Annotated in this window: 14 protein-coding genes; 9 read left to right on the top strand and 5 right to left on the bottom strand. The window is 73.5% G+C overall.

Going from position 1 to position 15,199, the window contains the following annotated elements:
* Positions 1-14 precede the first annotated feature (14 nt).
* Both ACGF13_RS16935 and ACGF13_RS16940 read left to right on the top strand, forming a co-directional pair.
* Positions 15-893: a helix-turn-helix domain-containing protein gene (locus ACGF13_RS16935; RefSeq protein ID WP_392875044.1), complete on the top strand. Its 879-nt coding sequence runs from the start codon at positions 15-17 to the stop codon at positions 891-893.
* A gap of 57 nt (positions 894-950) precedes the next feature.
* The gene (locus ACGF13_RS16940) at positions 951-1,697 is read left to right on the top strand and encodes an alpha/beta fold hydrolase (protein WP_392875047.1); all 747 of its coding nucleotides are present in this window, start codon (positions 951-953) and stop codon (positions 1,695-1,697) included.
* 109 nt (positions 1,698-1,806) lie between these two features.
* Here ACGF13_RS16940 and ACGF13_RS16945 read toward each other — a convergent pair whose 3' ends face one another.
* Both ACGF13_RS16945 and ACGF13_RS16950 read right to left on the bottom strand, forming a co-directional pair.
* On the bottom strand, positions 1,807-2,760 hold the full coding sequence (locus ACGF13_RS16945) for a VOC family protein (RefSeq protein WP_392875050.1): 954 nt from the start codon (positions 2,758-2,760) through the stop codon (positions 1,807-1,809).
* A gap of 161 nt (positions 2,761-2,921) precedes the next feature.
* Positions 2,922-3,758, bottom strand: coding sequence for an alpha/beta fold hydrolase (locus ACGF13_RS16950; protein ID WP_392875052.1), 837 nt, complete (start codon positions 3,756-3,758; stop codon positions 2,922-2,924).
* Between the two features lie 276 nt (positions 3,759-4,034).
* On the opposite strand from ACGF13_RS16950, the gene ACGF13_RS16955 reads away from it, so the two are divergent.
* The 3 genes from ACGF13_RS16955 to ACGF13_RS16965 all read left to right on the top strand — a co-directional run bounded on the left by ACGF13_RS16955 (position 4,035) and on the right by ACGF13_RS16965 (position 5,919).
* Positions 4,035-4,757: an alpha/beta fold hydrolase gene (locus ACGF13_RS16955; protein WP_392875055.1), complete on the top strand. Its 723-nt coding sequence runs from the start codon at positions 4,035-4,037 to the stop codon at positions 4,755-4,757.
* Between the two features lie 32 nt (positions 4,758-4,789).
* Positions 4,790-5,347, top strand: coding sequence for a Dps family protein (locus ACGF13_RS16960; protein WP_392875058.1), 558 nt, complete (start codon positions 4,790-4,792; stop codon positions 5,345-5,347).
* 110 nt (positions 5,348-5,457) lie between these two features.
* Positions 5,458-5,919 carry an SsgA family sporulation/cell division regulator gene (locus tag ACGF13_RS16965; RefSeq protein WP_392875061.1) on the top strand — a complete coding sequence of 154 codons (462 nt, stop codon included), beginning with the start codon at positions 5,458-5,460 and terminating at the stop codon, positions 5,917-5,919.
* Positions 5,920-6,055: 136 nt separating this feature from the next.
* On the opposite strand, the gene ACGF13_RS16970 is transcribed toward ACGF13_RS16965, so the two are convergent.
* The 3 genes from ACGF13_RS16970 to ACGF13_RS16980 all read right to left on the bottom strand — a co-directional run bounded on the left by ACGF13_RS16970 (position 6,056) and on the right by ACGF13_RS16980 (position 8,145).
* Positions 6,056-6,820, bottom strand: coding sequence for a hypothetical protein (locus tag ACGF13_RS16970; protein WP_392875064.1), 765 nt, complete (start codon positions 6,818-6,820; stop codon positions 6,056-6,058).
* Between the two features lie 150 nt (positions 6,821-6,970).
* On the bottom strand, positions 6,971-7,453 hold the full coding sequence (locus ACGF13_RS16975; protein WP_392875067.1) for a DoxX family protein: 483 nt from the start codon (positions 7,451-7,453) through the stop codon (positions 6,971-6,973).
* Between the two features lie 29 nt (positions 7,454-7,482).
* Positions 7,483-8,145 (bottom strand): hydrolase, encoded by a 663-nt coding sequence (locus ACGF13_RS16980; RefSeq protein WP_392875070.1) that lies wholly within the window; start codon positions 8,143-8,145, stop codon positions 7,483-7,485.
* 315 nt (positions 8,146-8,460) lie between these two features.
* On the opposite strand from ACGF13_RS16980, the gene ACGF13_RS16985 reads away from it, so the two are divergent.
* The 4 genes from ACGF13_RS16985 to ACGF13_RS17000 all read left to right on the top strand — a co-directional run bounded on the left by ACGF13_RS16985 (position 8,461) and on the right by ACGF13_RS17000 (position 15,164).
* Positions 8,461-10,341 carry an amidohydrolase gene (locus ACGF13_RS16985; RefSeq protein WP_392875785.1) on the top strand — a complete coding sequence of 627 codons (1,881 nt, stop codon included), beginning with the start codon at positions 8,461-8,463 and terminating at the stop codon, positions 10,339-10,341.
* A gap of 93 nt (positions 10,342-10,434) precedes the next feature.
* The gene (locus ACGF13_RS16990) at positions 10,435-11,118 is read left to right on the top strand and encodes a YoaK family protein (protein WP_392875073.1); all 684 of its coding nucleotides are present in this window, start codon (positions 10,435-10,437) and stop codon (positions 11,116-11,118) included.
* Between the two features lie 178 nt (positions 11,119-11,296).
* The gene (locus ACGF13_RS16995) at positions 11,297-12,202 is read left to right on the top strand and encodes a ribosome-inactivating family protein (protein WP_392875076.1); all 906 of its coding nucleotides are present in this window, start codon (positions 11,297-11,299) and stop codon (positions 12,200-12,202) included.
* 235 nt (positions 12,203-12,437) lie between these two features.
* Positions 12,438-15,164 carry an AAA family ATPase gene (locus ACGF13_RS17000; protein ID WP_392875079.1) on the top strand — a complete coding sequence of 909 codons (2,727 nt, stop codon included), beginning with the start codon at positions 12,438-12,440 and terminating at the stop codon, positions 15,162-15,164.
* Positions 15,165-15,199: the final 35 nt, after the last annotated feature.

A 15,199-nucleotide genomic window follows, 5' to 3' on the forward strand; every position in this document is an offset into this window, starting at 1 on the left:
CGGGTCCCTCGCCCATGCCCGAAACCCCCGCGTCCGAAAGCCCCACGCCCGAAAGCCGAGCCCAGCAGCTCGTCCAGGCCGCCCTCGACGGCGGCGGCGACTGCGTCGACGTCCTGTCCCCGCCGCCCGGGGCCGATCCCGAGGACTGCCTCTACGTCCTCCTGCACGTGCGGGGCGCGGCCACCGTACGGCGCGGGGGTGTCAGCACGGTGCTGACGCCCGGGGACCTGCTGATCGGCACCGCCGTGCACCCGGTGGGTCTGCTGCAGGACGCGCAGTGCCTGATGATGCGCTTCCGCGTCCCGTGCTTCTACCTGGGCGTGCGGCAGGCCGACGTCCGGCGTGCGGGCGGGCTGGTGGCGCGGGGGAGCGAGGGCATAGGCTCGCTCGCCTCGCAGCTGCTGCGGACGCTGGTCGTCCAGTCCCGGGCGCACCGGGCCCGGCCGGGCAACCACCTGGCGCGCAGTGTCTGCGACATCGTGGCGGTCCTGGTGGCGGAGCTGCTGGAGCGGGAGGCGCCGGAGCAGCCGGGCGGCGCGGCCGAACTGCTGGCACGGATCCGGGCCCACATCGAGGAGAACCTCGCGGATCCGGATCTGGCGCCGGAGTCGATCGCCCGCTCGCAGCACATCTCGGTGCGCTATCTGCACAAGCTGTTCCAGCAGGACGGGACGACGGTGGGCCAGTTCGTGCGGCAGCGCCGACTGGACGCCTGCCGCCGGGAGTTGGAGCGGCCGTCGCGCCGGCAGAGCAGCGTCTCCGCGGTGGCCCATCGGTGGGGTTTCGTCAGCCACTCCCACTTCAGTCGGACGTTCCGCGACGCCTACGGGGTCTCGCCGCGTGAGTGGCAGGCCTACGCCACCCAGAACGACAGTCGAAACCCGGCCTCCTGACCCCCTGCGCCACGACTCCTTCGCCACGACTCCTCCGCCACCCGCCGAAAGGCCGCCATGCCCTCCACCCGGCCCACCGTCGTGCTCGTCCACGACGGCTGCTCCGACGCGACCACCTGGTTCGGCGTCGTCGCCGAACTCCACCGCCGCGGACTGACCGTCCTCGCCGTCGCGAACCCGTTGCGGGGCCTCGCCCATGACGCCGCCTACCTGGCCGACGTCGTCGCGGGCATCGACGGCCCCGTCGTCCTGGTCGGCCACTCCTACGGGGGCGCCGTGATCACCGAGGCCGGGGCGGCCCCCAACGTCCTCGCGCTGGTCTACGTGGCCGCCTACCTCCCCGACGTGGGGGAGAGTCACGAAGCGCTCGCCGGCCGCTTCGCTCCCGCGCCGCTCATCCCCCGGCTGCGGCGCACCGAGTCCACCACCGGCGGCACCGGCCGTCCGACGGAGCTCACCGTGCCAGCGGAGTGTTTCCGGCCGCTGGTCGCCGCCGACCTCGACGCGGAGCTGGCGCAGGTGCTGGCCGCGATCCAACGCCCCGTGGCCGAGCGGGTGTTGACCGACGCGCCGACGGTGGCGGCCTGGCGCGCGAAGCCCTCGTGGGCCCTGGTGACGGGCGCCGACCAGGCGCTCGCGCCGGACGTCCAGCGCTTCACGGCCGAGCGCGCCGGCGCCACCGTGCTCGAACTGCCCGACGCCTCCCACTCCGTGGCCGTTTCCCGGCCGAGCACGGTCGCGGAGTTCATCCACGAGGCGGCCGGATCGGCTTCCGTACGGCCGGCGGCGGCCTCCGTTCGGTAGCGGTAGCGGCGGCGGTGGTCCGCGGAGCCGGATGCGCAGATGCGCCTGCGCCGACGGGCGGCCGGGCGACGAGGTGCCCGGCCGCCCGTGGGTGAGCGCGTCCTGCCGGTCAGCGCTCGGTGTGGATCTCCGCGACGTAACCGCCGGGGAAGCGCACCATCGCGCTGTCCCGGCCGCCCGCGTGGACCGGTCCGGACAGCACCGTGGCGCCGGCGGCCTTCGCCTTGTCCAGGGTGGCGCCGAGGTCCGACACCCCGTAGCCGGTCAGCTCCTTGCCGAACGGGTAGGGCAGGTGGCCGTCGGTCACCGCGACCGTGGTGGTGCCGAAGCCGGAGGTGAGCCGGATGAGCCGGTACGTCGTGCCGGGCAGACCGAGGGCGGCGCCGTCGGCCTTCCGGTCGTCGGAGACGATCCGGCCCTGGGTGAAGGCGAGGTAGCTGTGCAGGAAGTCGCCGACGGCGTCCGGCGACAGGTAGAGCCGGTTCTCCGGCACGCTGGCCAGCGGCGGGTACGACGTCGGGCCGGTGTGCACGTAGAGCTGGGCGCTGATCCCGCCGGGGAACTGGACGACGGCGTCCCGGCCGATCGGGTCGGCGAACGGCGCCACGGTGACGGTCGCGCCGTCGGCGCGGGCGGCCTTGACCGCCTGGTCGAGGTCGGTCACCAGCCAGCCGGTGCGCTCGGTGCCGAAGGGGTACGGGATGGGCGTGGTGTAGTCGAACACCGACAGCGTGCCGACCGGGGAGACCACCAGCTCGGAGAGCGTCCGGCTCGGCGCCGGGGTCACCTGGGTGGAGACGGGTCCGATCGTGGTGCCGCCGAAGGTGGACGTCCAGCTGGTCACGAAGGCCTGCTCGGTGCCGGGCTCGACGTAGACGTGGGTGGTGTCGTACTGCGGGCCGACGGCGAACTGGCGGTGCTGCCCGCCCGACGCGCTCGCCGCGGTGCTCTGGGACGCGCTCTGGGGTGCGCCTTGGGCCGCCGAGACGGCGGGGGCGGCCGTGACGGCGGCGGCGAGCGCCGCCACCAGCGGAACGATGCGGCGGGCCGAACGAAGCTTCACGGGAAACCTCCTGTCGTGGAGCGCGCCCGGTGCCCGTTCGAACGGACACCGGGCGCGTGGTGTGCGGTGGTCGGTACCGCCGTCACCACTGGGCCTGGAGTGGTGCCGGCGGTACCGACGTCTTGCGGACGGCCGCGGTCGGGGGCGGGCGGCCGTCCGGGCTACTTGGCGAGGAAGGCGAGCAGCGCGGCGTTGACTTCCTCGGCGTGGGTCCAGAGCAGGCCGTGCGGCGCGCCCTCGATCTCGACGTAGTCCGCGGCGGGCAGGGCCTTGTGGAAGGGGCGCGCGGTGTTCTCGATCGGCAGGGTGCGGTCGCCGGTGCCGTGCAGGATGAGGGCGGGCACGTCGATGCGGGCGACGTCGGCGCGGAAGTCGGTGTACCAGGTGGTCGGCGCGGCCGAGGCGGCGAAGGCGCCGCCCGAGGTGGCGACGTTCCAGCTGTTGCGGACGGCCTCCTCGCTGATCCGGGTGCCGAGGTTCTCGTCCAGGTTGTAGAAGTCGTTGAAGAAGTCGGTGTAGAAGGCGAAGCGGTCGGCCTTCACCGCGGCGACGATGCCGTCGAAGAACTCCTTCGGGGCGGCGCCGTCCGGGTTGTCGTCGGTCTTCAGCAGGAACGGCTCCAGGGAGGCCAGGAAGGCGACCTTGGCGATGCGGGCCGAGCTGTACTCGGACACGTAGCGGGCGACCTCGCCGGTGCCCATGGAGAAGCCGACCAGGACGGCGTCGCGGACGTCGAGGGTCTCCAGCACGGTGTTCAGGTCCGCGGCGAACGTGTCGTAGTCGTAGCCGGTGGTCGGGTGCGAGGACCGGCCGAAGCCGCGGCGGTCGTAGGTGATGACCCGGTAGCCGGCGTCCAGCAGGGCCGCGCTCTGGCGCTCCCAGGAGTCGCCGTTCAGCGGGAAGCCGTGGATCAGCACGACCGGCTGGCCGGTGCCGTGGTCCTCGTAGTAGACGTCGATGGAGGTGGAGTTCTCCTGGCCAACGGTGATGTACGGCATGGGGTTTCCCTTTCCTAGCGCAGCGGGGGGGCTGCAACGGGGCCCACGCTAGGCGCCACCGGATCCGGCCGGTTGCCTGTGAGAGCACCCTGAGTCGTCCCAGAGCGCCGAGCCTGGGCGGGAGTTGACGGCAGCGGCCCGAACTGCCCTTCGGTGCACGGACCGACTGCAGGCAGTGCGTCGTCGGAACAGGCCGCGGCGGCCGCGTTCCTAGCCTGAGGGGCACAGAAGCACGTGACACGAGGGCCTCGGTGAGGCCTCAGTGAGGACGCATACATGACGACGAACGACATGCCCACCGTCGTGCTGGTGCACGGCGCCTTCGCCGACGCCTCCAGCTTCGCCCGGGTGATCCCGGAGCTGCTGGGCGACGGACTGAAGGTCGTGGCGCCGGCGGTGCCCAACCGCAGCCTGATCGGGGACTCCGCCTACATCGCGTCGGTGGTCCGGCGGATTCCCGGGCCGGTCGTGCTGGTCGGCCACTCCTACGGCGGCGCGGTGATCACCGTGGCGGGCGCCGAGGAGAACGTCAAGGGCCTGGTGTACCTGGCGGGTTACGCGCTGGAGGAGGGCGAGAGCCTGGGCAGGCTGCAGGGCGGCTTCCCCGAGTCCGAGCTCGCCACCGCCCTGGTGTACACCCCCTTCCCGCTGGCGGACGGGGACGAGGGCACCGACGTCTCGGTGGAGGCCGACCGCCTTCCGGAGATCTTCGCGGCCGACGTCGACCCCGCCCTCGGCCGGGTCCTCGCCGTCACCCAGCGTCCGCTCGCCGCAGCGGCGTTCAGCGAGACGGCGCCCACCGCCGCGTGGCGCGACAAGCCGTCCTGGGGGATCGTCGCCAGTGCCGACCGGACCCTCAACCCCGAGGTCCAGCGGTTCGGCTACCAGCGCGCCGGGGCGACCACCGTCGAGGTGGACTCCTCGCACCTGGTGATGCTCTCCCACCCCGGATGCGTCGCCGACGTGATCCGCGAGGCCGTCCGGTCCGTGGCCAACTGACCACCCCCGCAAGCACAGAACCCAGGAGCACCATGACCAACCAGCAGCCGCGCCTCCACCAGCACGGTCCCGAGATCCAGGAGTTCGGCACCGTCACCCAGCTGCCGATCGCGCTCTCCCACGACGCCCGGCAGTACTCGTGCCAGCGGCTCAACCGGGTCCTCGCGGACACCCAGTTCCTGTACGCGCTGTACAAGAAGTACCACTGGGGCATGCGCGGACCGACGGCCTACCAGCTGCACCTGCTGTTCGACAAGCACGCCCAGGAGCAGCTGGAGCTGGTCGACGCGCTCGCCGAGCGGGTGCAGAGCCTCGGCGGCGTCGCCGTGGGCGACCCCCGGCACGCCGCCGAGATCACGGGCGTGCCGCGCCCGCCGGACGGCATCGAGGGCGTGCACTCGATGCTCTCCCGCCTGCTCGACGCCCACGAGAGCATCCTCGCCGACGTCCGCGACGCCGCCACCCGCACCGCGGAGCTCGGCGACGACGGCACCCAGGACCTCCTGGTGTCCCAGATCATCCGCACCGGCGAGACCCAGGTCTGGTTCCTCGCCGAGCACCTGGTCGTCACTCCCGGTACCGGGGAGTGACCGCGGGCCGGGCCTGTTCGTCGGCAGGCCCGGCTCCGCTCAGTGTCGGGCCCGTTCGTCGGCGGGCCCGGCACTTTTCTTGTTTCCGCTCATCGTCCTCGGAGGTACCCGTGCCCGGCCGCCATCCGTTCCCCGGTCACGGCCCCGCCGCGGCCGGGGACTGCGCCACGCCCGTACTGAACGCGCGACTCAACATCGGGGAGGGGAAGTTCATCGACCTGCCGGTGCGTTTCGTGTACCGCGCGCGGGCGCCGTTCTCCGTGGTCATGGAGTTCCCCGGCTCCGACCCGGCGGTCGGGACCTGGGAGTTCGCCCGCGACCTGCTGTGGAAGGGCCTGCACCGGCCGGCCGGGATGGGCGACGTGCGGTTCGCCCCGCCGTGCCGCTGCCACGGCCGCCGGCTGCTGCGGATCACGCTCAGGGGGGACGACGGCACCGCCTCGATCGACGTCCCGGTCGAGCCGGTGCACAGCTGGCTGCACGAGCGGAGCTTCGCCCTCGTGCCGCGCGGCGGCGAGGCCCAACTGATCGACTGGGACGCCGAACTGGGCAGGCTGGCCGGTGGCCGCTGAACCGGCGCCCCGGGCACGGCTCGCACGAACTGTCGACCGACATGCGCGAATCGGCTGTGCCCGTACCGGAATTCCGGTACGGGCACAGCCGATTCGCGTTCCGTCAGCGGAGCCGGGGCGCCGTGCGGGGCGTCCGCTACAGGGTCCGGCGCACGCCCGCCTGCTGCTCCAGCCGGTTCAGCTGGCCGGCCAGCCCCGCGTGCATGGCGTCCCGCACGGGGCCGCTGCGCCCGATCCACAGGACCTCCCGGCCCCGCAGCTCCTCCAGCATCAGGGCGTAGGCCGCGTACATCGCGACCGCCGCGAGGAGCATGCCGAGCGCGCCGGCGACGTACCCCAGCCAGTGCTCGCCCGAGACGCCGTAGAGGCCGGCGACGAGGTAGCGCGGAACGGCGATCATCAGGAGCACCCACAGCACCCTCTTCGGCCTCGCCACCGAGGCCATCAGGGCCGCGAAGACGGTGAACACCAGGTTCATCACGCCCAGGACCCGGGCGCCGCCGGGGGCGTCCGACGCCGTGACCAGGCCGTTGGCCAGCCAGGCACCGGCGAACCCGCCCATCAGCGTCGCCGCGATGACGTCGCGGGCACCGAACGCGAGGATGCTGACCAGCAGTTGGAGGACGAACGCGGAGAACAGCGTGAGCGCCACGGCCTGCCGGTACGCGCCGTCGACCAGGCCGAGCTGCAGGCTGCTGGCCACCGTCGAGGAGATGGCCACCGTGAAGAAGCCCAGGGGCATCGGCGAGGCGATGGGCCGCAGGGTGAGCCGTGTCATGGCGTGCAGGTCCGGCTCGTGGCCGGGGCCCGCCGCCCGCTCCGCGCCCGTGGGCGCCCCGCTCCCGGCCTCCGTCGGGCCCGGCGCGCGTACGTGCGCCTCTTCCGTCGTCGTTGTCGTCATCATCTCGCTCCCTGCTCTCGGTACTTCGGGTACTTCGGGTACTTCGCATGTATGCCGATGTATGCCGACGGGCTCGGGCTCCGGGTGGTCTTCCCACCCGGGGCCCGAGCCCGTTCGGTGTCGGCTGCCTGGCTGCGGTGCCGACCGGGGTCAGTCGCGGTGCAGGGCGAGCCGGGTCGCCAGTCCGCCGCCCACGCCGGCGACGACGGCGGCGGGCAGGCACCACAGGGGCCAGTCGGCGAGGCCGAGCGCCCCGTCGACGGACCACTGTCCGGGGCCGGTGGCGGTGAGTGCCGCGCCGGCGGTGATCAGGACGAACGGGAACTCGTACCCGTCGTGCTGGACCCACAGGCCGTGCGGCCACTTGACCGTCAGGGCGACGGTCATCACCCCCATGACGCCCGCGCCCGCCAGCGGGGTGAGCAGACCGGCGGCGAGCATCAGCCCGGCGCCGATCTGGGTGCCGCCGGCGGCCACCGCGGTGAGCTTGCCACCGCGGAAGCCGTCGCCCCGGAACTCGGCGCTACCGCCGTCGAGTCCGCCGCCACCGAGGTGGAAGCTGACCTTCTGGACGCCGTGGCCCGCGATGAGCAGACCGACGACCAGGCGCAGCAGGAGTAGACCCGTGTTCATGTCGGACTCCGTCGGATCGATGGGGTCCGTCAGCCGGCGGCGTGCGGGTTGATCATGGACTGGGCGTAGACCAGGCCCATGCCGTAGGCGCCGCCGTGCTCCTTGACGAGCTCGGTGACCGCGACGTAGGTCTCGGTGCGGGCCCAGTCGCGCTGGAGCTCCAGGAGGACCTGGATCCAGGTGACGGGGACGGCGCCGGCGGCGGTCATCCGCTGCAGGGCGTGCTCGTGGGCCAGCGGGCTGACACCGCCGGAGGCGTCGGCGACGACGTAGACCTCGTAGCCCTGGTCCAGCGCCGAGAGCGCCGGCAGGACGAGGCAGACCTCGGTCCACAGGCCGGAGAGGATGATCTTCTTGCGGCCGGTGGCCTTGACGGCCTCGACCAGGGCCTCGTCCTCCCAGGCGTTCATCGTGGTGCGGTCGATGACCTCCTGGTCGGGGAAGACGGCCTTCAGCTGCGGCAGGATCGGGCCGGAGAAGGACTCGGCGGCGACGGTCGACAGGACGGTCGGGACGCCGAAGATCTTCGCGGCCTTGGCCAGGCCCTCGGTGGCGTTGATGATGGCGGTGCGGTCGCCGCTGCCGGTGCCGAAGAACATCTGCGGCTGGTGGTCCACGAACAGCATCATTGCGTTGTCCGGGGTGAGCAGGTCCGGGCTCGGGGCGGCGTGGACGTTGGCGAAGTCGACCATGGGTCTTCTCTTTCTCGTGAATGAGGGGAGCGACGCAGGAGATTGACACTGCGTCAGGCTTGGCCCGGCCGGATCGGCGGGGCTTCACGTCAACGACACTAGCCCGCGATCGGCGGGAGGTTCTGCTCGCTCTGCGCCCGGGACTGTCCCGACAACGCACCACCGACCGCACCCGCCCGGCCGGCCCGCGTCAGTGCGCTGCCGGGCAACCGGCCATGCGCTGCGAAGAACCTCGCCCCACCGCCGCCTGCCTACGTTCACCGGGTGGCCTCGCGCCGAATCACCCACCCAACGAAGGGGCTCCCCTTGTCCACCATGCCTGTCGCCGGCGTCCGCCCCGGCACCCCCGACGAGCCCGCCGACCTGGTCGTGCGCAACGCCAAGGTGTTCACCAACGACCCGCGCCGCCCGCAGGCCACCGCCGTGGCCATCCGGGACGGACGGATCCAGGCCGTCGGCGACGACGCGGACGTCGTCCCGCTGGTCGGCCCCGGCACCCGGGTGGTCGACGCGCTCGGCCGCCGGGCCGTCCCCGGCCTCAACGACGCGCACCTGCACGTCATCCGCGGCGGCCTCAACTACGTGATGGAGCTGCGCTGGGACGGCGTCCCCACGCTGCGCGAGGCCCTGACCATGCTCCGCCGGCAGGCCGAGCGCACCCCGCCCGGCCAGTGGGTGCGGGTGGTCGGCGGGTGGTCGGCCGACCAGTTCGCCGAGCGGCGCCTGCCCACCCTGGCCGAACTCAACGCCGCGGCCCCCGACACCCCCGTCTTCGTGCTGCACCTCTACCAGTCGGCCCTGCTCAACAAGGCCGCCCTGCGCGCCGCCGGCTTCACCCGCGACACCCCCGACCCGGTCGGCGGCCAGATCGTGCGCGGCAACGACGGCGAGCCCACCGGCCTGCTGATCGCCGCCCCCGGCGCCCTGCTGCTCTACTCCACCCTCGCCAAGGCGCCGATGCTGGACGAGGCCGACCGCATCGGCTCCACCCGGCACTTCCTGCGCGAGCTCAACCGCTTCGGCCTCACCTCCGCGATCGACGCGGCCGGCGGCTTCCAGGCCTTCCCCGAGAACTACGGCACCGTCATGGAGCTCGCCCGCCGCGGCGAGCTGAGCCTGCGCATCGCCTACCACCTCTTCCCGCAGACCGCCGGGCAGGAGCTCGACGACCTCAAGCGCTGGGTCGACACCGTCCGCCCCGGCGAGGGCGACGAGTGGCTGCGCCTCAACGGCGCGGGGGAAAACCTCACCTGGGCCGCCGCCGACTTCGAGAACTTCACCGAGCCGCGGCCGCAACTGGGCGCCTACGAGACCGAGTTCGAGAAGGCCGTCCGCCTGCTCATGGAGAACGGCTGGGGCTTCCGCCTGCACGCCACCTACGACGAGACCATCCGCCGCGACCTCGCCGTCTTCGAGAAGCTCGCCGCCGAGGGCCTCTTCCCCCAGGGCAACCGCTGGCTCTTCGACCACGCCGAGACCGTCAGCAAGGACAGCCTCGACCGGATCGCCGCCCTCGGCGGCGCCGTGTCCGTCCAGAACCGCCTCTCCTTCCAGGGCGAGGCCTTCGTCAACCGCTACGGCGCCCCCGCCGCCGCCGAGGCGCCGCCGCTGCGCGCCATGCTGGACCGCGGCCTGACCGTCGCGGCGGGCACCGACGCCACCCGGGTCTCCTCCTACAACCCGTGGGTCGCCCTGCACTGGCTGGTCTCCGGCCGGGCCGTCTCCGGCCGACGCCTCGCGGCCGAGCACAACCGGCTCGACCGCGCCCAGGCCCTGGAGCTCTACACCCTCGGCGGCGCCCGCCTCACCGGCGAGGAGGACGTCAAGGGCCGCCTGACGGTCGGCAGTTACGCGGACCTCGCGCTGCTCAGCGCCGACTACTTCACGGTGCCCGAGGCCGACATCCCGCACATCGAGGCCGTCCTGACCGTCGTCGGCGGGCGCATCGTCCACGCCGCCCAGGAGCACGAGGGCCTGGCGCCCGAACTGCCGGAGATCTCGCCGTCCTGGAGCCCGGTCACCGAGTTCGGCGGCTACCACGCCACCCCCGCCCCCAGCCTGGCCGCCGGCGTCCGCCAGGCCGAGGGCGTGCTGGAGGCCGTGGCGGCCTCCGGCGAACAGCACGCCTGGCGCCAGGCGCGCGGCCTCGCCCTGCCCGGGCAGTCCCAGACGCCGATGGACCCCTGCTTCTTCTGACGAGCCCGCCGGTTCCGTCACGGGGCACCGCCTGCACCAGGCGGTGCCCCGCCCGCTTCCCCGCTTCGCCGCATCCCCCCACGAGGAGCCGTCGTGACCACACCCCCGCCGCCGCCGTCCGGATCGCAGATCCACGACCGCCACCCGCTGGCCCTGGCCCTGTTCGGCCTCACCCTGGTCAGCGGACTGATCGACGCCGTCAGCTACCTCGGCCTCGGCCACGTCTTCACCGCGAACATGACCGGCAACGTCGTCGTCATCGCCTTCGCCCTCGCCGGAGCACCCGGCTTCTCCGTCACCGGATCCCTGACCTCCCTCGCGGCCTTCCTGCTCGGCGCGGGCGTGGCCGGCCGCCTCGCCACCCGGCACGCCGGATCCCACCGCGCCGCACGGCTGCGCACGGCCTTCGTCCTGGAGGCCGGGCTGTACGGAGCCGCCGCGGCCGTCGCCTTCGCCCGGAGCGTCGAGGGCCCCGCCCAGTACCCGGTGATCGCCCTGCTCGCCCTGGCGATGGGCATCCGCAACGGCACCGTCCGCGGCCTCGGCGTTCCCGACCTCACCACCACCGTGCTGACCCTCACCCTGACCGGCCTGGCCGCCGACTCCCGCCTCGCCGGCGGCACCGCCCCCCGCCAGCGCCGGAAGATCCTCTCCGTCGTCACCATGCTCGCCGGCGCCGCCCCCGGCGCAGTCCTCGTCCTGCACGGCCAGATCGCCTGGGCCCTGGTCGCCAGCGCCGTCCTGGCCGGCCTCACCGTCCTGCTCTACCGCGAGTGACGATACGTCAAAAGACGTGCGGTAAGCCCATATCGGGCGTGCGCGTACAGCACCGTGGTGGTGCACACTCGGGCAAAGTCGACCCGCTCGCCACGCATACGGTCGGAACATCCCCCACCGGGGTTCCTGACGGACCGGCATCCCGGACGCGCCCCGGTGAACGAGCGAAGGAACCCGGATGCGAACAATTGCCAAGCGGCTCGTCTCACTGACGGCGACGTTGGCGATGGCCTTAGGGCTGGTCACGGTACTCAGCGGCACCGCGCAGGCCGTGCCCGAGCCGAGGATCAAAGCGGTCATCGAGTGGAACGTCTCGGAGATCACCACGGGCGGCTTCGTGCACGAGCGGGCCTACTACCACGTCATCGACCGGATCCACGCGGAGTCCTACGGCGGGGACACGCACATCGACGGCGTCCGGCAGACCCAGGACAACTCCGTGGAACTCATCCAGATCAGGGTGACCGACACGAACGGCGACTACCTGTCCTCGATCTACCTCTGGGCCCACGACCTGTACGTCGCCGGCTTCTACTCGCCCGGCCGCAACGGGCATTCGGGCATGCACTGGAGCTTCAACGACCGGACGGACGAGTTCGCGAGGGCCCTCCGCATCCCCCGCAACACCCTCCACGTCATGAACCCGACCGGGAACTACAGCACCCTCCCCGGCGGCAACGACCGCGGCGAGCTGGTCCTGAACCCCGGCCGGATCTACAACGCCATGTACCAGCTGGGAGACGTCACCCGCTACACCGATGAAGTCGGCCACAACCTGCTGATCGCCATCCAGATCTTCTCCGAGGCCGCCCGCTTCGCGGGCGTCTTCGACACCGTGCGCGGGAACATCGCCAACCCCCACCGGGACTGGGCCATCGACCACTGGGAGCCCGCCCCGCGGGGATTCGTGCGCTACTCCCTGGTCGAGAACCAGTGGGGTGCCATCAGCGACTTCGTGCGCAACGTCCGCAACTCCCCCAACCACTCGATCGAGATCATGGGGCACCACGTCACGAGCATCGTGGCCCTGCTCTACTGGCTCGGGGGCTTCGTCGAGCTCAACGGGTCGAGGGCCCGGCTCTGAGGCCTGACCCCGTCCCGGAACGACCCGGAGGGCTCCGACCGTCGCGTCGGAGCCCTCCGGGCGCGGGGCGGCCCCGGCCACCCCGGATTCCCCGGTTCCCCCCCGGCCACCGCGCGTCCCCCGCCACCGGCCGCGACGTTCCCGCCGCCCGGCCCGCGACCTCGGGAGCGGTTCCGGCGGGCGGTAGCCTTGGGCCCCCGGTGAGCGGATCGACCGGGTCGAGGGAGAGGCACCAGTGGCGGAGGACAGGCGGTTTCCGGTCCTGGTCGGTCGGCAGCGGCAGACGGAGCTGCTGACCGCGGCACTGGTCCAGGCCGAGGACGGCGCGAGCGGCTCCACCGTCCTGCTGCGCGGCGACGCCGGTGTCGGCAAGAGCACGCTGATCGCCTGGGTGGAGCGGATGGCGCGCGAGCGCGGGTTCACCGTGCTGCGCGCGGTCGGCGCGGAGGCGGAGACGGACCTCGCCTTCGGCGCCCTCCACCAGGCCTTCTGGTCGCCGCTCCAGCGTTCCGGCACGCTGTCCGCGCACCAGCGGGAGGCCCTGGAGAGCGCGTTCGGCGTCCGCTCCGGGACCCCGAGCGGCTTCGCCGTCGGCGCCGCCGCGCTGGCCCTGCTGGAGGAGGCGGTGCGGACCGCCCCCGTACTGCTGCTCCTGGACGACCTCCACTGGATCGACTCGTCGAGCGGGACCGTCTTCGCCTTCCTGCACCGGCGGTGCGCCGAGCTGCCGGTGGCGATCGTCGGAGCCACCCGCCCGGACGGCGCGGCCGCCCAGATCTGGTCGGCCGAGGCCGTCGACGTCCCGGCCCTGCCCCCGGCGGACGCGGCCCTGCTGCTGGGCACCCGCTACCCCGAACTCGCGCCGCCCGCGCGGGAACGCGTCCTCGCCGAGGCGGCCGGGAACCCGCTGGCGCTGGTGGAACTGCCGCGCCAGCTGGCGGCCGCCCAGCAGCGGGGCGCCGCTCCGCTGCCCGAGCGGCTGCCGCTCGGGCGCAAGCTCGAGCGGATGTTCGCCGAACGGCTGGGGACGGTCACCCCGGAGGTCGGCCGCCTCCTCCTGCTCGGCGCCCTGGCCACCGGCCCGGACTCCGGCAGCGCCGAGTGGCTGCGCGCCCTCGCCGACGGGAACGCGCGGGAGATCCTGGCGCGGATCGAGGAGGAGGGCCTGGCCCGCCTCGACCCGGCCGGGCACCTCGTCTTCCGGCACCCCCTGGTCCGCACCGCCGTCGTCTCCGCCGCCTCCGACACCGCGCGCCGGGAGGCGCACCGCGCCCTGTCCGACACCCTCGCACCGGAGGACCCCCGGCGGCTGGTCCACGAGGCTGCCGCCGCGCTGCTGCCCGACGAGGACCTCGCCCACCGCCTCCAGGAGGCCGGCCGCGACCTCGCCGGCCGGGGCGGCGAGGCGGAGGGCGAGCTGCTGCTCGAACGCGCCGCCGCCCTCAGCCCCAGCGGGTGCGACCGCGTCCGCAGGCTCACCTGGGCCGCGGTGATGGCGGCCCGCGGCGGGCAACTGCGCCACACCGTGGCACTGGTCGAGGAACTGAGGAGCGGTACCGTCCCGCAGGACATCGACCCGCTGTTCTCCTACGCGGTGGTCTACGCCGACCAGAGCCACCACGTCGACTTCGAGTCCTCCGCCGCGCTGCTGCCCGCCGCCCTCGACACCCTGACCGCGCCGGGCGCCGACACCTTCGGCGGGCTGGTCGAACAGGTCTACTTCAAGCTCCTCCTCGCGGCCACCTACACGGACGACCCCTGGGCCTGGCGCGCCCTGGAACGGCACCGGGAGAACGTCTCCGAGGTCGGCCGGCTCTGCCTGCGCGCCTGGACCGACCCGGGCCCGGACGCCGCCGCCGCCCTGCTGGCGACGGCCGAAGGCCTGACCGGGGAGCAGGAGGCCGGCGCGGCCTGGCTCCTGCTCTGGACCTCCGCCGCGCTGGACTGGCCCGACGGCGACCTGTGGCAGCGCTTCACCGGCCTGCACGGCTACGCCACCCAGGGCTCGGTCGCCAAGGCCAGGGCCCACCAGGACTACCTGCTCGGACACTGGGACCGCGCGGCCGTCTGCCTGCGCGAGGCCGAGATCGCGGACGAACTCGGCTACCACACCAACGCCCTGATGTTCCGTCAGTACCACGCCCACTTCCTCGCCGGCCGGGGCGACGAGGCCGCCCTGCGGGAGGTCGAGCGGACCATCCGGCCGATCGCCACCCGCGCCCGGATGCGGTACGTCCTCGACCGGCTGACCCATCTGCGCGGCCTGGCCGCCCTCGCCCACCGCCGCTACGAGGAGGCGTACGGGCACTTCTCCGAGCTCACCCCGCCAGGGCGGCTGTCCGGCGGCCGGCCCTGGCACCACACGCTGGTCCTCGACCTGGTGACGGCCGCCGTCCACACCGGACGGCACGAGGAGGCCCGGGCCCACCTCGCGGCCGGAGCCGCGGCGCGCTCCGCCGAGATCTCCGGACACCACGCCTTCCTGTGCGCGGCCGCCACCGCCCTGGCCGCGGACGACGACGAGGCCGACGCCGCCTACGAGGCCGCCTACGCCGTCCCGGGCGCCGAGCAGTGGGTGTTCGACCTCGCCCGGCTGCGGCTCGCCCACGGCGCGTGGCTGCGCCGCCGCCACCGGCCCGGCGCCAGGGAGGCGCTGCGCGCGGCCCACCACGCGTTCCGCCGCCTGCGGGCCACCCCCTGGGCGGCGCAGTGCGAGGAGGAGCTCCGCGCCGCCGGGGACTCGGTGGCCCCGCCGCAGACCGGACCGGCCGCCGCGGCGTCCGAGCTGACCGGCCAGGAACTGCGGATCGCCCGGCTGGCCGCGACCGGGCTGACCAACAAGGAGATCGGCCGGCAGCTCCAGCTGTCGCCCCGCACCGTCGGGGCCCACCTCTACAAGATCTTCCCGAAGCTCGGCATCACCACGCGGGCCGCCCTCGCCCACGCCCTCGACGGGATCTGACCTGCGGCCCCGCCCGCCCGACCGGGCCGGCGGGG

The organism is Kitasatospora sp. NPDC048286 (assembly GCF_043201735.1).
Lineage (GTDB): Bacteria > Actinomycetota > Actinomycetes > Streptomycetales > Streptomycetaceae > Kitasatospora.